At 52.6% G+C, this 19,183-nt stretch carries 21 protein-coding genes; all 21 read left to right on the plus strand.

Going from position 1 to position 19,183, the window contains the following annotated elements; translation table 11 throughout:
* Positions 1-19 precede the first annotated feature (19 nt).
* The 21 genes from GF423_RS08880 (at position 20) to GF423_RS08975 (ending at position 19,183) form a co-directional block, all read left to right on the plus strand.
* Complete coding sequence (locus tag GF423_RS08880) at positions 20-1,432, plus strand: phage portal protein (RefSeq protein WP_154328014.1); 1,413 nt, start codon at positions 20-22, stop codon at positions 1,430-1,432.
* Complete coding sequence (locus tag GF423_RS08885; RefSeq protein ID WP_154328015.1) at positions 1,386-2,438, plus strand: HK97 family phage prohead protease; 1,053 nt, start codon at positions 1,386-1,388, stop codon at positions 2,436-2,438. Before GF423_RS08880 ends, GF423_RS08885 begins: the two co-directional genes overlap by 47 nt.
* Positions 2,439-2,457: 19 nt before the next feature.
* A complete protein-coding gene (locus GF423_RS08890) occupies positions 2,458-4,056 on the plus strand; it encodes a phage major capsid family protein (protein ID WP_154328016.1) in 1,599 nt (532 codons plus the stop codon).
* A gap of 6 nt (positions 4,057-4,062) precedes the next feature.
* Positions 4,063-4,440, plus strand: a complete 378-nt coding sequence (locus GF423_RS08895) for a hypothetical protein (RefSeq protein WP_154328017.1) — start codon at positions 4,063-4,065, stop codon at positions 4,438-4,440.
* Between the two features lie 9 nt (positions 4,441-4,449).
* The gene (locus tag GF423_RS08900) at positions 4,450-4,950 is read left to right on the plus strand and encodes a hypothetical protein (RefSeq protein WP_154328018.1); all 501 of its coding nucleotides are present in this window, start codon (positions 4,450-4,452) and stop codon (positions 4,948-4,950) included.
* Entirely contained in the window at positions 4,950-5,519 is a 570-nt protein-coding gene (locus tag GF423_RS08905; RefSeq protein ID WP_154328019.1) for a hypothetical protein, read from the plus strand. Before GF423_RS08900 ends, GF423_RS08905 begins: the two co-directional genes overlap by 1 nt.
* 3 nt (positions 5,520-5,522) lie before the next feature.
* Positions 5,523-6,374 carry a hypothetical protein gene (locus tag GF423_RS08910; protein WP_154328020.1) on the plus strand — a complete coding sequence of 284 codons (852 nt, stop codon included), beginning with the start codon at positions 5,523-5,525 and terminating at the stop codon, positions 6,372-6,374.
* Positions 6,371-6,541, plus strand: a complete 171-nt coding sequence (locus GF423_RS14085) for a hypothetical protein (RefSeq protein WP_206113201.1) — start codon at positions 6,371-6,373, stop codon at positions 6,539-6,541. The genes GF423_RS08910 and GF423_RS14085 overlap by 4 nt, the downstream gene beginning before the upstream one ends.
* A 66-nt stretch (positions 6,542-6,607) precedes the next feature.
* Positions 6,608-7,153: a hypothetical protein gene (locus GF423_RS08915; protein WP_154328021.1), complete on the plus strand. Its 546-nt coding sequence runs from the start codon at positions 6,608-6,610 to the stop codon at positions 7,151-7,153.
* Positions 7,150-7,338 (plus strand): hypothetical protein, encoded by a 189-nt coding sequence (locus GF423_RS08920; protein ID WP_154328022.1) that lies wholly within the window; start codon positions 7,150-7,152, stop codon positions 7,336-7,338. Before GF423_RS08915 ends, GF423_RS08920 begins: the two co-directional genes overlap by 4 nt.
* Positions 7,339-7,342: 4 nt before the next feature.
* Positions 7,343-11,797: a phage tail tape measure protein gene (locus GF423_RS08925; RefSeq protein WP_154328023.1), complete on the plus strand. Its 4,455-nt coding sequence runs from the start codon at positions 7,343-7,345 to the stop codon at positions 11,795-11,797.
* On the plus strand, positions 11,794-12,396 hold the full coding sequence (locus GF423_RS08930; protein WP_154328024.1) for a hypothetical protein: 603 nt from the start codon (positions 11,794-11,796) through the stop codon (positions 12,394-12,396). Before GF423_RS08925 ends, GF423_RS08930 begins: the two co-directional genes overlap by 4 nt.
* 154 nt (positions 12,397-12,550) lie before the next feature.
* Positions 12,551-12,721 (plus strand): hypothetical protein, encoded by a 171-nt coding sequence (locus tag GF423_RS08935; RefSeq protein WP_154328025.1) that lies wholly within the window; start codon positions 12,551-12,553, stop codon positions 12,719-12,721.
* Positions 12,722-12,731: 10 nt separating this feature from the next.
* Complete coding sequence (locus GF423_RS08940) at positions 12,732-13,184, plus strand: RNA polymerase sigma factor (RefSeq protein ID WP_154538131.1); 453 nt, start codon at positions 12,732-12,734, stop codon at positions 13,182-13,184.
* A gap of 113 nt (positions 13,185-13,297) precedes the next feature.
* Positions 13,298-13,639 (plus strand): SH3 beta-barrel fold-containing protein, encoded by a 342-nt coding sequence (locus GF423_RS08945; RefSeq protein ID WP_154538129.1) that lies wholly within the window; start codon positions 13,298-13,300, stop codon positions 13,637-13,639.
* A gap of 11 nt (positions 13,640-13,650) precedes the next feature.
* Positions 13,651-13,920, plus strand: a complete 270-nt coding sequence (locus GF423_RS08950; RefSeq protein WP_154328027.1) for a DUF3846 domain-containing protein — start codon at positions 13,651-13,653, stop codon at positions 13,918-13,920.
* 138 nt (positions 13,921-14,058) lie between these two features.
* Positions 14,059-16,221 carry a hypothetical protein gene (locus GF423_RS08955; protein ID WP_154328028.1) on the plus strand — a complete coding sequence of 721 codons (2,163 nt, stop codon included), beginning with the start codon at positions 14,059-14,061 and terminating at the stop codon, positions 16,219-16,221.
* Positions 16,218-17,075, plus strand: coding sequence for an early set domain-containing protein (locus GF423_RS08960; protein WP_154328029.1), 858 nt, complete (start codon positions 16,218-16,220; stop codon positions 17,073-17,075). The genes GF423_RS08955 and GF423_RS08960 overlap by 4 nt, the downstream gene beginning before the upstream one ends.
* Positions 17,076-17,081: 6 nt before the next feature.
* Positions 17,082-17,747, plus strand: a complete 666-nt coding sequence (locus tag GF423_RS08965; RefSeq protein WP_154328030.1) for a hypothetical protein — start codon at positions 17,082-17,084, stop codon at positions 17,745-17,747.
* Between the two features lie 3 nt (positions 17,748-17,750).
* On the plus strand, positions 17,751-17,984 hold the full coding sequence (locus GF423_RS08970; RefSeq protein WP_154328031.1) for a hypothetical protein: 234 nt from the start codon (positions 17,751-17,753) through the stop codon (positions 17,982-17,984).
* Positions 17,985-17,986: 2 nt separating this feature from the next.
* Positions 17,987-19,183, plus strand: a complete 1,197-nt coding sequence (locus GF423_RS08975; protein ID WP_154328032.1) for a hypothetical protein — start codon at positions 17,987-17,989, stop codon at positions 19,181-19,183.

A 19,183-nucleotide genomic window follows, 5' to 3' on the forward strand; every position in this document is an offset into this window, starting at 1 on the left:
GGGCAACACAGTAAGATACATGGGACTGCTAAAGACATTAGGTTTTATCACCAAGAGCGCGACCCCGGTAGAGGGCGGGAAAACTGACGTCATCGACACTGCCGCAAGGCGGTTGCAGCTGATGCGTGAGATTGCCGCCACCCCCTATGTGGCCAACGCCAACTTCATCACGCTGTTCAACACGGTGCCCGAGGTGGCATGGCCGGTGAACTACATCGCCAGTCGTGCAGCAGGTGCTAAATACGTGCTCAAGAAATTTGACGATGACTCTGTGGTGTGGAACAACGAAGCCGTCAACCGCATACTTGTCAAGCCTAATTCTTTCGACACTTGGTATCGCACGTTGTGGAAGCATTTCGCCTACAAGCTCGTCACGGGCAACTCATTCATCAAGGCAGCCATGAGCGACGCGTTCTCCGGCGCCAAGACGCTCTACAAGTGGTGTGACCGCTATGTGACGCTGGAAGAGCCGTATGTAACCATCGAGTACAAACGGCAGATGGGCGACATCTACGGTGTGAGCGATGTCGAGGACGTGGTGCAGTGCTATTACCACGACTACGGCCAGTTCGTTCGCCGTCCTATCGCGCCTCAGTGCGTGTTCCACGATGTGGACGACACGTTCGGGTTCTACAACGGCGACCCGCTGAAAGCCAAGAGCCGTCTGTGCTCTGTGCTGAAGGCAATCAGCAACCTCATCGCCGTGTATGAGGCGCGTAACGTCATCTACGTGAAGCGAGGCGGTCTCGGATGGCTTGTGAGTGAGATGGCCGATGACATGGGAAGCCGTGCATTGACATCGACAGAGAAGAAGCAAATCCTCGAAGAGGCAGACAAGATGTATGGCTTCGGAGAAGGAAAGTATCCCTACGGCATCAGCGACGTGAAGCTGTCGTTTGTACGAACCAACTTGTCGATTACCGACCTCCAGCCTTTCGATGAGACCCTTGCCGATGCTGTTGTCATTGCCGGTATCTACGGCATTCCTCCAGTGTTGATACCGCGGAAGGACCAAAGCACCTACTCCAACCAGGCCAATGCCGAGAAGGCGGTATACTCGTCGGTTATCATTCCGCTGGTCCAGCGGTTCTGCCAGGAGTTTACGCACTTCCTCGGGCTTGACCAAGACGGGCTGTACCTCGACGCTGACTTCAGCGGTGTGGACTGCTTGCAGGCAGGGAAGAAGGAAGAGCAGGAAGTGCACCGCTCGATTGCAGACCGCTGCAAGATGGAGTTTGAGAGCGGTATCATCACGCTCAACGACTGGAGGGCGCAACAAGGATATCAACGGGTGGAGGACACGCTTTACGATAAGCTCGTGAGCGAAATGACGCCCGAAGAGATACAGAGATTGAAACAATTTATTAACCCCAAAACAGAAGAAGATGAAGGAGATGTATCAGCGCCTGCTCTACAAGACGAAGGCGAATGATTTGGACGAGGCGAAAGGAATCGTCACGGTAGCCGTAAACGGCATCGGCATTGTTGACTCTCAGAACGACATCTCAATGCCGGGCTCGTTCAACAAGACGCTCAAGGAAAACATTGGGCGCATGAAGTGGTTCCTCAACCATGACACCACGCAGCTGCTTGGCGTGCCGCTTGAGGGCGAGGAGCGCGACGGCAACCTCGTTATGACGGGGCAGCTCAACCTCGCAAAGCAGATTGGCCGCGATACGCTGGAGGATTACAAGCTCTATGCCTCTGCCGGGCGCACGCTGGAGCACTCCATCGGCGTGCAGGCCATCAAGCGAGACCCCGAGGACAAGCGCAAGGTGCTTGAATGGAAAATGTGGGAGTACTCCACGCTCACCTCGTGGGGCAGCAACCCTCAGACCTTCCTTGTAGGCATCAAGAACGACAACCCGAGCGATGTGAGGGCAAACATTGAGTTCATCAGGAACGCGCTCAAGATGCGCTATTCTGACGAGCGACTAAAACAATACGAGATGAGACTTGACATGCTTAACAAAGCGCTTGAGGGCGCAGTAGTAGTGACTTGCCCCTATTGCGGGGAGGAATTTGTTTGGGACGAAGCCGAACGGCACACCTTCGACCAGCAAGTGCTGGACGCTGCCGGCAGTTACCTCAGTTGGCTTGCCGATGGAATCGTCCGAGAGGAGATGAACAAGCTGAAGCCCGAAATCCGCGCTGCCGTGCTTGCCATTCTCTCACCGGTATTGAGCAAGTGTGACGGCAAGATTGATGCAAAACTTGTGCAGAAGTCGCTGACCGACCTCACCGAGTATGCCTATTGTCCGCACTGCTATGCGAGAGTATATAGTTCGAGTATCACGCTTGGGCAGGAAACTCCTGCTGCCGAGAAGACCGAGGACGAGCCGTCAGAAGACACTCGTGACGAGGACGAGGAGCAGGAGAAGAAAGCCGCCACCGGCACTTTCTTCGGAAGCCTCAACGCTGCTATCGAGAAACATTAACCACTAAAATTTTAATTTTATGGCCTTTAAGAAAGTAACCAAATCGGACTTCGGCTACAACCTTGACAATATCAAGGATGCCGAGCAGAAGAGCTTCATGGAGAATATTCTTGGTGCGATGTGCGAAGTTGTCAACAAGGCAATGGAAGGCGCCATCACCGCCGAGGACATGAAAGCTCAGTTTGAGAGTATCAACGAGCGGCTGAAGGGCTACGATGCCGAGAAGTTCGCTCAAGTAGTAAAGGACAACGAGGAACTGCGCGAGGTGCTGAAAAAGGCGATGGACACCATTGCTAAGGCTAACGAGGCCGGTCCTGCTGCCGTCAACTCCCTCGGCAAGTTCGAGGAGAAGATGATGGCGATGTACGACAGTGAGAAGTTCAAGAGCTTCATGGAGGGTCACACTCGCAAGTCTGGCACCTTTGACGGTTTCAGCCTCAAGGACCTCAACACCGTGTCGATGACCAACGACTACACCGGCAACATTCTCATCACCCAGCAGCAGAACGTCATTGCCAGCAAGTACGCTCCCAAGCGCCTGCACATGCGCGACGTGCTGACTTCGCTGGCTGGCGACCCTGCTTTCCCCAACCTCGCCTACACCGAGATTGAGAGCATGGACCGCAATGCACGCTATGCCACTGAGAACGGCCGCCTGAGCGAGTCGCACATCAGCGTGAAAGAGAACCAGGCAATGGTTAAGCGCCTCGGTACTTACCTGCCTATCAGCAAGCGCATGCTCAAGAGCCGTGCTTACATTCAGTCGTACATCGTCGCCATGCTGCCCGAGGCTGTGTACTCGGCAGAGGACTGGAACATCCTGTTCGGTGACGGCAACGGCGAGAACCTTGAGGGTATCACCAAGAAAAATGGCTGCAAGAGTGTTGAGAGCATCATCACCACCGCCATCGTGACTGGTGCTGCCGGTTCTGTGAAGAGCGTGACCGCTTATAACAATGCAGGCGGTGTTGTCATTGAGTTCACTAATCCACAGCCCGACATCCTCGACGGCATGAAGATTACGTTTGCCAACGCTTCGTCTGGCAATGCCTCTGTTCTCAACAAGACGCATGACGTAATCAAGATGAATGACCGTCAGATCCTGCTGCCCGACGTGAAACTCGCAGGAGCGGAAAGCGCTGTATCCAGCATGACGTTCACTGTCAACAACGGCGGCTTCAAGAGCATCGAAGCCCCCAACAGCTCCGACGCCATCAAGACCGCTTTCGCGGTAATGTCCTACGCCCAATATTACCCAACAGCCATCGTGCTGAACCCCATCACTGTCAACATGATTGAGAGTGAGAAGGACACGCTCGGTCGCAACCTGGGTCTGATTGAGAACGTGGGTGGTGTGAAATACATTGCCGGACGTCCTATCATCGAGTACGACGGCATTCCTGCCAACAAGTACCTGCTCGGTGACTTCCGTCCTGTCGCTGCCGCTCTTGTGGACTACACCAACCTCACCCTTGAGTGGGCCGAGGATGTGGAAACCAAGTTGACCAACCAAGTGGTGCTCATCGCTCAGGAAGAGGTTATCTTCCCTGTTTACAATCCTTGGGCATTCGCTTACGGCGACCTTGCTGCCCTCAAGACAGCCGTCACCAAAGCTTGATGAGCCATGAACGAGAAGTATATCGTTGAAGGCCCTGCTTTGGCGAAACTGCTTCGCGAAAATCGTATCCGTATAGCGAGGGGTGAACTCACCTTTACACCCCTCGTTGACGGGGACGAGAAGAAAGCGGAACCAGTAACAGTTGACGACGAGGACAACAAGGACATTCCTCCTGTTGATGAGAAAGTTCCAACGGAGGTAGAGAATGTGGATGCTCCCTCAGAGGACAACCAGGACGAAGAGATTTGGGACTCCAAGGAAGTTGCCCCCGAAGACTCCAAGGAAGTTGCCCCCGAAGAGGAAAGCAAAGATGTAGCTCCCTCAGAGGACAACAAGGACATTCCCCCTGTTGAAACCAAATCGCCAAAGAAAGGCAAAAAGTAAGATCGACACATGAACCTCATAGATTGCTCATATTTCTACGTTGGGCCGTTGCAAGTGATGAACGCGCGACAGGTCGACGACCTCGACAACAATGCTGCCGAGGTGCAGGAGTGCATTACTGCCTACATCGAGCGTTATCAGTCCGAGTTCCTGCTGAAGATGACCGGCAAGGACTTGGCAGCCGAAGTGACTGCCTACCTCGCAGCCCGAGGTGAGGACGAGGACTACACCGACGAGGCGATGGAGACGTTGTGCCAGCAGCTGCGCCCCTCGTTCGCGCACTATGTATATTTCAAACTCGTTGGAGACGTCAACCAAAACATGACCATTACCGGATTGATGAAGTTGAAGTCAGCCAACGAGAACCAGCCGCCGCGCCAGCGCATGGTCAAGGTGTGGAATGACATGGTGGAGTTGAACAAGCAGTTCGTTGCATGGGCGGAAATGAGCGACTATGATGTTTATTACGACGTCGAGATGATAACTCCCATTAACCAGTTTAACCTTTGATGGATCAGATAGAGGATATATTCAGAAGCATTGTCGAGGCCGTCGGCAAGTCGGTCACCATCACAAAGACCCGTTCCGACGGGGCGACTGATGTGGTGGACGGAGTGTCGATCAACTACATATACGGGTCGGCGCAGTACGTCAAGGACGTCCTTGACGTGCGAGGAAAGGGCAAGCAGGGGATGCCCGTGAAGCTGCCCTTGATAGCCTTGCAGACACCGAACGTGATTACAGTTGACAGTGCCGACTACCAGTACAAGACGAAGATAAACCTCGTCATCGCGTGTTCATCGAGGAAAGATTGGAGTAATGAGAAGCGTATGGAGACCTCTTTCAAGCGCGTATTGTTGCCCATCTACGAGAAATTGATAGATGTATTGTTGTCCGACCCCCGTTTTGATTGGGGGTATGGTGGGCTTGATTTTGTCCCGCATACGATGAGCAAGAACTTCGACTACGGCCGTTACGGGGCGTTGACACCGAGCGGTCAGGAAGTGAGCGAGCCGATTGACGCTATCGACATTCGCTCCCTTGAAATCAAAGTTAATAACCAATCATGCTTAAGATAAACTATGGCAAGAATTAGAACTTGTGCCAGCAACAGCTTTGCGACTGGCAAGTCGATATGCGAAATCGACTACGACAAAATCAAGTACCTTGTGCTCACCAAGCACGGGGTGAAACTGGACTATGACACACTTGACAGCCTGCGTGCGCAGTGCCATGCCGACCTGCCTAACCGCGCCTACGGCTTCCCTCAAATCGTGAACTGGGAGCCCAACGGCGGCGAGGTGCAGACCTCGCAGGTGGGTTACGGGCCCAACGTGTACAATGGCGTGAGCGCACGCACCGACGCGTTCACTATCGACAAGTACCGTCACTACCTGCGTGCCGAGATACTCAAGAACGTCGACGAGGAATTTGATATGTACCTCATCGACGCCAAGAACAACCTCTACGGCCTCAACGACGGCACCGACACCCTTGCGGGCGTACCTGTGACCATCTATCCGAGCGGCAACGACCACCCGGGCGCAAGCGACAAGGCTTCGCTTGCCGTGAATGTGGCCTATGTCGACGTCGAGGATTACATGATTAATCTTGATGTTGCTCCCCTGGGCTTCAACGCCCGCACCGCTGTTTACGGGTTGATGCCCGTGACGCTGGAGAAAGTCGGCAGCAGCGGCAACAACTACAAGATTGTCGAGTACTACGGCAAGGGCGATGCCACGGCCAAGTACGGGGAGCTCATTGCAAGCAACGTTGCGGAAGTCATCACCGGTGCCACCGCCGCCACCTATGATGCAGCAGGCAACCAACTCACGTTAACGCTCGGCTCGGGTTCTTCCACTCCTGCACTGAAGCCAGCTTCAGCGCTTGAGAAGAAGGGCATCTACGGCATTGAGCCCTACACAGCATCATGAAGTACGAAGGTGTAACCTTTGTCACGGAAGCAGTCAAAGCGATGTCGAAGGAGGTGTTCATAAAACACCACATTGACAACTTCTGGCTCGATCGTGACAAAGAGACGCGCAAAAAGATGTTGGCGGACGTCTACGAGCGCATCAACGGAAAAGAAAAGAAAGCCTAATTCCCCCTTTATCGCGACAGGGTGTGCGCCGCCAAGTGTGACGTGCACCCTTTTTCCAAACAGACTATGAACATCAAGGAAATGCGTGAGAAGATAGGACGTGCGAAAGCTCAAATTCGTGGAGAGATAGCGCGGTGCATGGATACCAACAAGCACGAGATGGTGGTGTCGGTGCGCGAGCAGTTGTATTCCGGCATCGACGGGAACGACGCCACACTCTCGCCATCCTACAGCCAGGACTCCTACTTCGACAACAAGCGGGCCGGATTCTTTGACGAGGAAGCCGACCACTGGGTGTCGTGTTTCATGCACCCCGAGAGGTATATTGCCTGGAAGCAGCGCATCACCCCTCCCAAGGAAAGCTCCATTTTGGGGCTTCCGGCGCGGTCAAGCGACACACCCAACCTTTTCATCGTGGGCACGTTCCACAACTCAATCGATGCACGGGCGACTGCCGGCGGAGTGGAGTTGTTCTCCTTCGGGTGGGACAGCGGTCCGGCAGTGGAGAGAAAGTACGGCTCGCAGATATTCGGGCTGGGCACCATGGCAGTGGGTCGCTTCAACGGCAAGTTTCTGTGGCCGTGGCTGCACAAATGGTACGACAGCCTATGAGTTGCAGGTGTGTGCAAGAGCAGTGGCAGCGCGACCGCGACAAGCAGCGTGCGTTGGCCAAGAAGACAGCCGTCATGCTCGGACGGCCGCAAGTCTTATACAAGACCCCGGATGGCAAATACCGCTTTGTCACCGACGGGGAGAAATACAGCGGTACAATTGAGGAGATAATAACACAATATTGAAAACATGGCGAAAGAGACGTTAATCACCGACCTGGTTGCGCAGGACGCGCTCGACCAGCTGGACAAATTAGACACCGCGATAGAAGGCACGCTTGGCAAGTTCCAGGACTGTGCCCGTGAGCTTGCGAGAGGGCTGAAGGTAAACGTTGAGGTCAACGGCGATCTCGACCGTCTGAAGGATTTGTCCAATACGCAGATGCAGCAGGCAGCCCAAGCCACGCAGCAGCTTACCTCGCAGTTGCAGCAACAGCAGCAAGTCGTCAGCCGCACCACGGCGGCCATAGCAGAGCAGTTGCAGAAGCAGGCACAAGCCAACGAGGCGACGCGCCAATCCGTTAGTGTGAACCGCGAGGCAATGGCCATTACCGACAAGGTGCTCGGTTCACTTCAGGAGAACATTCACCTGCAAGCGCAGTACAAGGTGCAGATTTCCCAAGTGAACAAGGAGATGAGCGACTTGAAGAAGCAGTTCGACAACGGAGGGCTCACACAGCAGCAGTATGCCAACAAGCTCGCCCAAGTTACTGCAAGAAAGACCGAGCTCACTGTTGCCTCGCAGAAACTGCAAAGCATCATCAATGCAGACCAAAAGATAATGATGAGTGCAGAGGGCAGCTACGACAACATGTCACAGTCCCTGGTGCGGTTGAAGCAGGCAATGAGGAGCGATGACGCAACGAGCCTCAGCGCGGAGCAGATGCAGTTGCTCATCCAGTCCGAGCAGCAGCTGAGCAACGAGCTGAAGCACCAAGACGAGCTCATGGGAGAGCACCAGCGCAACGTAGGTGATTATTCCATCGCCTTGCAAAACGGGGTTGCCTCAACGGACGACCTCAACAGGGTGCTGGGTGTCAATGCCGCCACCATAGAGGGCTGCATCGAGCAGAACAAGGCATTGGAGGAGGCAAAAACCAAACTCGACACGCAGGACTCTAATTATACGCAGACACTTGAACGCATCAACGAAAAGATAGCCGAGAACAAGCAGCGCATTTCCGACGTGAGCGACATCCTCGGAGTGCAGGCCCACTCGGTCGAAGAAGCAGAACAACAGAACAGACGGCTTGCCGAGGCGTTGAAGCTTATCGACGACAGAAGTGCAGGTGCATCGGAAAAGATACGTGCCTACAATGCGCAGATCCAGGCAAACAAGAACTATATACAGCAGAATGCAAGCAGTCTTCGTGACAACACGAAGGAGAGCAATGCCTTGTTTCAGCAAATCGCTGGCCTTATTGGCATAAACACCAATTTCGGTGCCTCGTTGCGAGGCCTTTCCGCGAATGCTGCCAAGGGCGGTTCCCTGCTCACTGGCATGGGCAACAGCCTCAAGGCATTCGGCAGCACCCTTTTGGGCTTGCTCAAGAACCCCTACGTCCTTGCCGTGGCAGGTGTGGGCATGGGCTTCAAGTGGTTCTACGACTACAATAAGGGGCTCTTGGAGGCTACCCGGCTGACCAAATACTTTTCCGGACTGACTGGAGATGCGATGAAGTCTGTGCGCGACAACGTGCAGGCAGTCTCAGACACATTCGGGCAGGATTTCACCTCAACACTGAAGGCCGCCAACGCCATTTCTCAAAATATGGGCGTGAGCATTAACGACGCCGTCGACCTGATTTCAAAAGGTTTCGCTGCCGGAGGTGTGAACAGCCAGCAATTTCTCTCCAACCTCGAAAGGTTCGCGCCCACCTTTGACAAGATGGGCATGAGTGCCGAGGAAATGGTGGCAGTTTTGTCTCAGTTAGACAAGGCAGGTGTCAACTCGCAGAGGGCCTTGATGGCCATGAACAAAGCCTCGTTGCAGCTGCGAACGATGAGCAAAGGCACTTCGGAAGCACTAAAGGGCATTGGCATCGATGCCTCCGAGATGAGCAGACAGATACAGAATGGAGAGAAGAGCGTTAGGGAAGCGATGAGCGAAATCGCCGAAAAGCTGAAAGGCATGGGGGCGAACTCAAAGGAAGCCGCAGCTGTCATGAAAGAGCTGTTCGGTGCCCGTGGAGAGTCTGCTATTGGTGAGGGCTTCTTGACGTTTCTTGCCAACGGCAACAAGGGACTTGAAGAGCTGCTTGGCAAGCAGGACAGCCTGCAACATTTGAAAATCAAGGAAGTCGAGGTCAACAAGCAGCTCAACGACGTGCTTGCTTCGATGTTCGACATGACGGGGGGAGGTTTTGAGAGCATCACCGCAAAGACAAAGATATGGATTAAGGAGGGGCTGATAGCTGCAATCAAGTGGGTGGTTGACCTTATCAACTACTTCATAGAATGGTACAACGAGAGCATGCTTGTACGTGCAGGCATACAGTATATTTATACCGCCATACGCACAACCTATGCCTTGCAGAAAGTAGTCTTCAACGTTGTCATTGACGCCATCAAGGCTGTGGGAAGGGGACTTCATGCGCTTGGAGACATCTATGAAGGAGTGTTCTCCGGAAATTTTGACAAGGCCGGCAGAGGCTTCCGCCAGCTCATGGGCAACTTCAAGGTCACATGGACTGAGGTTGCCAGCGATGCTAAAGCATTCGGCAAAGAAATCGGCAACAACTTAGTGTCGAGTATTAACGCAGTTGTACGCCCTAAGAAGGTGGCATTGATTAATTACAACGCTGTCGGAAGTTCTGACGTAGGAGACGGAGGTTCAGGCCGTAGCATTGGTGGAGGCAATGGAGATGGTGGCTCAAGTTCAAGCTCCAGCAGCAAGAGTGGAAAGAGCAGTTCCAAGAGCAAGACCGAAGCAAGCAAGGAGGCGCAGGAAGAGTTGAAGATTATCGAGCAGCTCGAAGAGCTCAAGGTCAACGCCATGCAGGACGGGATTGCAAAGACCCTCGCCCTCATTCGCCTGGAGTACAAGAAAAAGCTCGACGCCATCAAGGGGCACAGCGCCAAAGAGGAACAGCTGCGCGTCGCTCTCGCTAAGGAGTGCTCCGTGAAGGTCGCCCAGGCTCAAGCAGCCTACGATGCCAACCGCGCAGAGATAGACTTGAAGAACCGCCTCGCAGCCGTTGAGGAAGGCAGTGAAGAGGAATACCACCTCAAGATGGTTGAGCTTGACAGACAGTATGCCCTGGAGGTGAAAGAAGCTGAAAAGACCGGTGCCGACGTGCAGATTATCTTCGACAAGTATAACAAGCAAATACTCCAACTGAACCAGGACTACGCCAAGAAGAAGATGGACAAGATTGCCGGAGCTTCCGCCCTGGAGCAGGCACAGCAGGATGCCGCCCTGCAAAACCGCCTTGCCGCGCTCAAGGGGCAGGAAGCAAAGGAGCTGAAGGCTGTCGGCAACAACGAGGCAGCTATTCAGGCCGTCAAGGACAAATATGCCAACCTCGCAGCAGAAGAGCAGGAAAAATATGCCATCGAGACCGCCAAGAGGCAGATGGATGCCTATAAGAAGCAAATCGACTCATTCCGTGGTGAGGGATCTTTTGACCTCTTCTTTGCCGACGACCTTGGCGACGTTGAGGGCAATGCCGACCTGCTGGAGAAGATGGGCATGGAGCACGACCAGGCCGTGCAGCTTGCGCAGGATATGGCGAAGAAGCAAGCCGAAATCGCCAATGCAGTGGAAGATGCAGAAATCGCAGCAATCGATCGCGTCAATGAGAAAGACAAGAAAGCTCGTGAAGCGAGGGTAAAGAATGCAGAGGATTGGTTGCAGAAGACTGGAGAGGCAATTGAAAAAATAGGAGGGCTTGTAAGTTCCATCTACGACAGTCAGATTTCAAAGATTGAGGAGCTTCTCGATGCCGAGCAAGACCAATACGACAAGGAGGTGGAGCACATCGAGTACCTTGCCGACCGTGGGGCAATCACCACCGAAGAGGCAGAGATACGCAAGCGCGATGCTGCTGCTGCAACGGCTGCAAAGCAGGAACAGCTTGAGAAACGCAAGGCGCAGATAGAATACAAGAAAGCCTTGATGGAGAAAGCCAACAACATCGCTCAAATCGGTATTGCAACCGCTCTCGGCATCATGCAGGCTCTTGCAATGACACCGCCAAACATACCTTTGTCCATTTTTATTGGTGCCATGGGTGCGATACAGACGGCAGCAGCACTCGCACAGCCCATCAAGGCCTACAAAGAGGGCACGAAGAAACCGCACCCCGGCGGTCTTGCCCTCGTGGGCGACGGCGACAAGGCAGAGGTCGTCCTCTACAACGGCAAGGCTTGGGTGACCCCTGACTCCCCAACGCTCGTTGACCTGCCGAAGGGCGCAGAGGTGTACCCCGATGCCGACAAGGTGCAGTTCATGGGAGCCGTGGGCGACATTCCTCGCGACCGAGTGACGGGACAGCCGATCATCATCAACGACTACTCGGCATTGGAGAGCCGTGTTGCAACGAACACAAAGGCTTTAAGTCGAGAGTTACGTCAATTCAGCGACCGGATGGCTCGGGAGATGAAACGCATGAAGTTTAACGCTTATCTTGCACAACGGATATGATAGAGCGACTTGACCAACTGACGCTTGCAGACCTCATCGAAGTGTCGTGCGGGAACATGGAGTGCCTGCTGCAAGGCGGCAAGCCAAAGGATGACAAGGAGGTCGCCAGGCTTGCCAACCGCTTGTTCGAGGATTATCTCGCAATCGCCTCGCCCAAGCAGGCGAAGATGAACCTTGCCGAGTCCGAGGAAATACTGAAGCTACGCATGAAGGAGAAGTGCTTGCGCATCTGCATTGCCTTGTGCGGCCAAAACCGCCATGACATGGCAAAGGTGGTGCTCATCGACCTCGACGTGGACGATGACCTGCTTACATCCAACGAGAAGATTTCTTTGCGTTGCAGGGCCATGCTCGACGAGGTGCAGTATGAAATCAAGCGAATGGATGAGCTCTCGCAAGAGAAAGGCAACAAGAAACTCTCCGTCGATGCGATACGAAAGTCGTGGTACAGCGAAATATCCTATGTCATGTCGACGTTGAAGATGAGCATCGACCCGGCTGCCACCAACGCAGCCATATACGCCAACCTGGTGCGCCAGGCAGGCGAGCGCAGCAAGGCGCTGTCCAAGATGCCGATCATGGCCGGGATGCTGTTCTGATTATTTTCTCGTTTCTCAATATTGTGTCTCAGAGGGGCGCGGGTTTTTATCTGCGTCCCTCTTTTTTGCACAATTTTAGGTTGATGTGTACGAAATGTGCACATGGCGCAAATAACTTTGCACCGCACAATACAAGAAACACACAATCTAAATCATGAACAAAACACAACGTGAATTGCGCAGATTGCGCGGCGACATGCGAGCAGCGCAACGGGACATCGACCACATCAAGGCGATGCTTGAGAGAGAAAGGAGAATTGACCTGCTTATCGGGCAGATGAAACGCAGCGCCCGGCAAATGCTACTCTTGAGCCGTGGACTTTGACAGAGCAATCGTGGAGGCCTACTATGCGCTCTTGGCGATAGCCAGGAGGCAGTACTACCACGACGGGAGGGCACACGACCTCGCTGCTGACACAGTGATGAGAGCCCTTGAGGCCCGCGACCGGTACGATGGCCGACCTCTGCTTGCGTGGTGCCGTGCAATCATGCGCAATCTTTTCTTGAACGAAAGGCATAGGCTCAGCACCACCTGCACGCAGCCACTTGGTGAATGGAACGAGCCCGGAGGTGTCGAGGCCGACCAGCGTGCTATCGTTGACGACATCCTCACAGCAGTGGGCGACATGGAGCGTCGCTCGGTGGCTGTAGGCACCCTCATGGACTTTGCAAGGGGGTACTCGCTGCAAGAGATAGCGACCGCGAGAAGCGTGCCCCTCGGCACGGTCAAGCGGCGCATTCACGACGCGCGGAAGATGCTATCGAAATCGGTCTACTCCTTACGTTAAAAAGAGTTGGAAGGCTGCATTTTGAAGTTCATAAATTTGCGTTATTCGTTATTATAAGTTATCTTTATGGTACAATAATAAACTATAAGTCAAACATTTAATTCATTTCTACTATGATTACAAGCAATGTAAATTTCCGCATGAGAGTGATGTTCTTTGCACACCACATTTTCAAGACCACCGCCACCACATCATGGAGTGCAGCCCTCAAGAAAGCCTGGCAGCTTTACCGCCTTGCCAAGCTGATGCGACACGGTGTGGTCAAGTTCTACTTTGAGAAAGTGGACGGCAGTGCCCGAGTTGCCTACGGCACCCTCTGCAATCTTCCTGCCGGCATCACTTCCCGAAAGGGCTGCAAAAAAGCGCCCAACTTCGGCACCATGTGTTACTGGGACACCAAGAAGCAGGCCTTCCGTTCATTCCGAGTTGAGAACTTCATTGCAATGGCCGTATGAAAAAAGGAGCGATGATTTTAAAGACTGACGGCAGCGTGCAAAAGGTGCAACCTGACAACGGCAGCGACTTCACGCTTGAAGAGCTGCAAGGGTTTGTAGATGGGTTGATAGAAATCATCGACATCGGCTCAGACATGATAATGGTAGTCAACGAGGAGGGCAAGGGCGTGCTTGAGCTAAACAAGAAAGCAACTGTCCTCGCCAGGACAATGCAGGCCATATTCCCACATGACTACATCGCAGGCGACGTGCTGATGTGCCCGAGCGACATGGTGCAGTGATGCACACGCGAAAGGTAGATTTAGTGATTGTACATATCATTTAACTGTCAACAAGTTACCGTCTTTTCAGTGCTTATCTAAGGCGTCAAGATTTTGACAATTTGGCAAGTCGACTGAATTGACGGTTAACTTTGGTATATGCTAACGAAGTATATACTGACAACAGGTTCCACCGAGCACGTCGTAACGGATGACTGCTTGAAGAACTGGGACGAGATAGCGTTCTCGCTCAAGCGCACCGACTACTCGGGCGTGATGCGATCGTTCTCGACCGAGTTCGTCTTTGTTGGCAAGATTAAGGACTTGCTGTGGGAGCTGTTCCTCTCCGACGGCTTCAAGGCATCGGCAAGTATCGCGGTATATACGATCACCAACACGCATGAATGGGAGAAGCAGTATGAGTCAACGCTCGACTTCTCGACGATCGAGGTTGAAAACGGGATGTTGACCATCAACGCGATGGACAACGCCCTCGCCTCGCTGTTGAAGAGCAAGAAGTCGCAGAAGTACGAGTACCCGGTCAGCAGCTTCGACACCACGCGTGTCAACATATCGCGCGTTGAGCTGTCAAGTTACGCCTGCTACACATTCCCTGTGACCAACAACCCAACTGGCTTTGTGACAGCCCTGCTCAACACCAACTCATCGCAAATCATCAGCAAGGACTACATCGAGCCTTGCAGCGAGATTGCCGACCCCGGCTATGGCTCGGTGTACCGTGCCTTTGCCAACGTCAAGCAGAGCGGGCTGAGCCTCAAGGTTGACTTGTTGGGCACCGTGCGTTGCTATTTCTGCCCTGCTGCCAAAGGAGCGTCCTACGGCAGTGACATGCCCGTATCGTACCTTGAGGTGATAACCGGATTGCCTGCCGAGGGCACTGCATCAGACATCATAAAGAGCCATGGTTATCTCACCTGCGACGACATTCAGACACAGCTGTTGCACGGGCAGCTGGTAAATATCCTTGTCAACAGCGACAAGGAGAACGTGTTTGGCACCTTGCAAGAGCTGAAAGATGCTGCTGCATCGCGTTTCGGCACATTGACAAGCGAGCATAACGGCATCTTCGGTGTTGTAGGAAGTGTCACGGACTACACCAGCAAAAACTATTGGGACAGCAACGACATCTACGAGTATCAAAACTCGCGATGGATAAACAAGGGCAAGGCTGCCAACTACTACCAAGACCGCAGCATTAACCTCGGGATACACGGCTACTTCGGCTCAGTGACCGTCCCGCTTCCTGCCGGCAACAACGGGGCTTATGTGTGTCTGCGCATCACCGGCAGCACGCTGTATCTTAGCAATGCTTCGATGACTGCAAGCTGGTCAGAGCCAGTGCGCACAACGCGGTCATGTCGTTGCATCAAACCCTTGCAGCTCATCACGCGCATCGTGAAGAGCATCACGGGCAAGGACACGGAGGTATCTATCGTTGACGACGAGGCCGGACTGCTCGCAAGCACCCTGCTGTTGCCTGGAGAGGAGCTGAGACAGATAAGCGATGCAAAGGTGTACAGCACCTTTAAGAACTTCTCGGACTGGATGGAAGCGGTGTTCGGCTACACCTACCGCGTTGTCGATAATGGGTTGCAGTTCCTGCACCGGTCTGCTGTTTTTACCGACAGCGTGTCGAAGAAGATAGAAAATTTCAATGACTTGAAACTGAGCATTGTCGACGACCTCATCTATTCAACCGTTGAGGCAGGGTATTCCAAGAAGGAGTACGGCGAGATTGACGGCCGGCTGGAGAAGAACTTCACCAACTACTACTCGACCGGCTACTCGCTCACCGACAAGAAGCTGTCGCTCATCAGCAAGTATCGTGCAGACAGTTACGGCATCGAGTTCACTGCGCGCAAGAGTGAGAGCGAGACAACCGACGACAAGGCAGATGAGGATGTGTTCTTCATCAATTACACCTCGAACGCCTCAACGGGCGTCAACAGCTACCTGCCGAAAAACAATGATGTGTACAACCCGAGCGTGTGCGTGAAGAACAACAAGGGCTTCATCTCGGTGCTTGGAAACGGCAAGGAGCTGACGCTTGTCATGACTTCGAGCGACGGCAACAACAGTCTTGCTAACGTGGCCATCGATGCAGGGGAGAACTTGTTCACCGCTGTCGAGATAGAGTTGTCCACCGACGACATGGCATTGCCCGACGACCTTAACGCCCTGGTGCAGTTTGACTACAACGGGTACAGGTACAAAGGCTTCATCAAGGAGGCGGAATGCAGGTTTGGCCGCCTCAACGGAGTAGATTACAAACTAATCGTTAAAGAGATAACAACGCTATGAATATAAGTCCGTTCACACCGCTGCATTTCCCCGAGGCAAACACCTCCGACGGGCTGCCATCGCGCTACGTACAAGTGTGGGCTCCGACTGACCACATCATGATACAGGTGATTGCAGGTAAGGGAGACGCCGCGCCCGCTGCCAGCCTCAACAACGCGCACACGGGTGCTTCGTTGAGCGCGATCGAGTTCATGAGGTGGGAGATGAACAGCGAGAAAGTGTTGTACTTCGCAGTTCTCACGGGCATGTCGTTCGGGCACTACACCGTTACGGTTGGCGACAAGACCAGCGACGAGTTCCGTATCACCGACGATGCCGCAGTGCTGGGCAAGACCACGCTCATCCAGTACCGCTTCAAAGACAACAAGCAGCGCGAGGACGTGGTGTCGGTCATCGACAACTATATTTACTTCTTCGATTTCCGTGTGCCTGGCGGCTTCAAGGACAGCGGTTGGGGCTTCGGCGTGTCGAATGAGCAGTTCAACACGCAGCGCGAGGACTTGATAGAGTTGTATGCGAGCGATTACCTCACCAAGACCTTCACGTTGGGCGGTGCACTTGGTGTGCCTGTATGGTACGGTGAGATGCTCAACAGGCTGCTTACATGCTCGTATGTGTACTTCAACGGGGTGCGTTATGTGCGCAACGAGACCGAGGTGCCGAGCCTCAACACCCTCATTGACGGCTTAGACAGCTTCGTGTTTACGCAGGTGCTGCGCAAGGCACAGTTCATTAACCCCACTATCGAGGATCTAAACCAGGCTGTAATACGTCGCATCGACGATGTGAATGCAGATAAGATTTACCGTAGTGCTGACATCAGTACAACAGAGAATATTAACCGCGAAATATAATTAATTATGACTGAGCAGGAATTACAATCCGTCATCAATGCAGTGCTGTCGTCAATCAAGACGAACAGCAGGAGCATCGGGCAGCTGACAGGCGTGCAGACGTTGTCTGACAGCGATTGTTTTGAGGTTGCTGGAGGCAGGAAAATAGCCTATTCCGTGCTGCGAGACCTGATTTTTGCTGCTGCAAAGACGAAATTGGAGAACATGCAGACAGACATTGCCAACTCTGTGTTGCAGAGCGTTTCGTTCGACGCTAAGAGCAGTACGGCAACCTTGACCATCAAGCAGAAGGGCTACGATGCCATAACCGTGAGTGTGCCGATAGCAACAGACAGCCATAGCGGCATTATGACTGCTGCCGACAAGAATAAGCTCGACAATATGTACAGCAAGCAAGAGATTGATGCCGCGGCTGATGAACTCAAAGAGCAAGTGGGCGACACTGTGAGTGGGGTGATAACGCGCATCAACAACCTCGCAACAGTGGTCAACGACAAGCAAGACAAGCTGGTAAGCGGCTATAATATCAAAACTGTTAACGGGCAGTCGCTGCTCGGCCAAGGAGATGTGTCAATTACGTCTGGAGGCGGAGGCGCAAACATCAAGGTTGTTGACAAAATGCCTGATGCTATCGAACCTGGAACAATTTATCTCATTAAATCGGAGGACTGAAATATGAGCAAAATAAAACAATTAAACGTGGATGGTTACACCTATGACATTGGTATCAAAGAGGTGGCAAAGGTGGCCGACAATGGGTTCTACATTGCCGACAGCAACGACAATGTGGCGCTCAAATATGACGAAAACGGGCTTGACGCGGCAAAAGTGAGTGAACATCTTAAATCTCTGCTGATGAGCAGCGGGGGAAATCCAAGTATTAACTATGATATAGTAAGCGAAATATAATTATGGCAGGATTAGCAATCATAAACAAGGATGCTGATTTTTCAGCAATCAATCTCGGCAAGGTGACACGTGGAGCCTTTGTAGACTATATCACCATCGACCAGTCCTACACCGACGGAGATGTGGTAAAGATAACAGGTGACTTCAACGGTAAGGCCTATCAAGCCATACGTGCGCTGACGCATCGTTACATGGGCAAGCGAACTGCTGATGGTGTTGAAACAATCATACAACTTGATGACACAAATTCAGCAAAGTTTCTTGATGGTTCAGAAGCACCAACTTCACAAAACGATGTGTTTGTCAAATTGCCTGTTTTCTACTATCATTCTGAAGAGACGAGCACTAATGTGTGGAAGATTGGGTTAAGCATGTCAAAGATTGGGTCGGATTGGATTAAGTTCGACGGGGACAAGCGTCTCATCGGTGCTTTCTTTACTGGCAATCAAGTGGTGAGCAGGAGCGGAGTGTCAACGAGAGAATCTTTCCCACGAAATCAATTAGCTCAAAAGTTTGCTGCTCGTGGCACAGGTTTCGGTGGCATGGCTCTCACGTGGGCAAATGTGCTCAAGATGTTGTGCTTATTTGCCTATGGCAAGCATCATTTTCAATCTGCAATAGGTTATGCAACTAACTATCAAGCTGGAGCAATGACTGGAGACACACTATCACTTGGAATGTCAGATTCTGCGGCTGATGCAAATGGTGCTCAAAATTTTATGGGAGTAGAAGGCTTGACAGTGCCAACATATGTTACTGATACGCTTAATGAGACGGCGTCTAACAATCTATACACTAACAGAGACCTCGATGGCAGCGTTAAGACTTTTATCTATCCAACTTCAACATACCTCAACGACAAGGACGCTCCAATTAAAAGGCTGTTGATTGGTCATGACGTCAACTTCACGCCAAGCGAAATTGACGATATACAGACAGTTGACGATGCCTCATTTTCGAAATACTGGCAGCAAGGTACAAGTGTGTATCAAACAGGAGGAACTTATGCTACGTCACAGTGGTGTTACCGTACAGGCATGTTATCAACAACAGAACAGTACACAAGAAGTGGAGCATTCAATGTGACTGGTAATCTATACAGCTCGTCTAACTCTAATGTAGGCACACGGCTGACATTTTTTGGAAAAATCAATATTATCAACAGCGTTGATAATTTCAACGCATTAAAGGAGATATAA

Source organism: Sodaliphilus pleomorphus, assembly GCF_009676955.1.
In the GTDB taxonomy this organism is placed as follows: domain Bacteria; phylum Bacteroidota; class Bacteroidia; order Bacteroidales; family Muribaculaceae; genus Sodaliphilus; species Sodaliphilus pleomorphus.

Bases quoted from the DNA above. Each gene is read 5' to 3' on its own strand.
- GF423_RS08950 (WP_154328027.1), top strand. From the start codon at position 13,651: ATGATTTTAAAGACTGACGGCAGCGTGCAAAAGGTGCAACCTGACAAC.
- GF423_RS08915 (WP_154328021.1), top strand. From the start codon at position 6,608: ATGAACATCAAGGAAATGCGTGAGAAGATAGGACGTGCGAAAGCTCAA.
- GF423_RS08910 (WP_154328020.1), top strand. From the start codon at position 5,523: ATGGCAAGAATTAGAACTTGTGCCAGCAACAGCTTTGCGACTGGCAAG.
- GF423_RS08900 (WP_154328018.1), top strand. From the start codon at position 4,450: ATGAACCTCATAGATTGCTCATATTTCTACGTTGGGCCGTTGCAAGTG.
- GF423_RS14085 (WP_206113201.1), top strand. From the start codon at position 6,371: ATGAAGTACGAAGGTGTAACCTTTGTCACGGAAGCAGTCAAAGCGATG.
- GF423_RS08935 (WP_154328025.1), top strand. From the start codon at position 12,551: ATGAACAAAACACAACGTGAATTGCGCAGATTGCGCGGCGACATGCGA.
- GF423_RS08970 (WP_154328031.1), top strand. From the start codon at position 17,751: ATGAGCAAAATAAAACAATTAAACGTGGATGGTTACACCTATGACATT.
- GF423_RS08965 (WP_154328030.1), top strand. From the start codon at position 17,082: ATGACTGAGCAGGAATTACAATCCGTCATCAATGCAGTGCTGTCGTCA.
- GF423_RS08905 (WP_154328019.1), top strand. From the start codon at position 4,950: ATGGATCAGATAGAGGATATATTCAGAAGCATTGTCGAGGCCGTCGGC.
- GF423_RS08955 (WP_154328028.1), top strand. From the start codon at position 14,059: ATGCTAACGAAGTATATACTGACAACAGGTTCCACCGAGCACGTCGTA.
- GF423_RS08975 (WP_154328032.1), top strand. From the start codon at position 17,987: ATGGCAGGATTAGCAATCATAAACAAGGATGCTGATTTTTCAGCAATC.
- GF423_RS08960 (WP_154328029.1), top strand. From the start codon at position 16,218: ATGAATATAAGTCCGTTCACACCGCTGCATTTCCCCGAGGCAAACACC.
- GF423_RS08920 (WP_154328022.1), top strand. From the start codon at position 7,150: ATGAGTTGCAGGTGTGTGCAAGAGCAGTGGCAGCGCGACCGCGACAAG.
- GF423_RS08880 (WP_154328014.1), top strand. From the start codon at position 20: ATGGGACTGCTAAAGACATTAGGTTTTATCACCAAGAGCGCGACCCCG.
- GF423_RS08925 (WP_154328023.1), top strand. From the start codon at position 7,343: ATGGCGAAAGAGACGTTAATCACCGACCTGGTTGCGCAGGACGCGCTC.
- GF423_RS08895 (WP_154328017.1), top strand. From the start codon at position 4,063: ATGAACGAGAAGTATATCGTTGAAGGCCCTGCTTTGGCGAAACTGCTT.
- GF423_RS08930 (WP_154328024.1), top strand. From the start codon at position 11,794: ATGATAGAGCGACTTGACCAACTGACGCTTGCAGACCTCATCGAAGTG.
- GF423_RS08885 (WP_154328015.1), top strand. From the start codon at position 1,386: ATGAAGGAGATGTATCAGCGCCTGCTCTACAAGACGAAGGCGAATGAT.
- GF423_RS08945 (WP_154538129.1), top strand. From the start codon at position 13,298: ATGATTACAAGCAATGTAAATTTCCGCATGAGAGTGATGTTCTTTGCA.
- GF423_RS08890 (WP_154328016.1), top strand. From the start codon at position 2,458: ATGGCCTTTAAGAAAGTAACCAAATCGGACTTCGGCTACAACCTTGAC.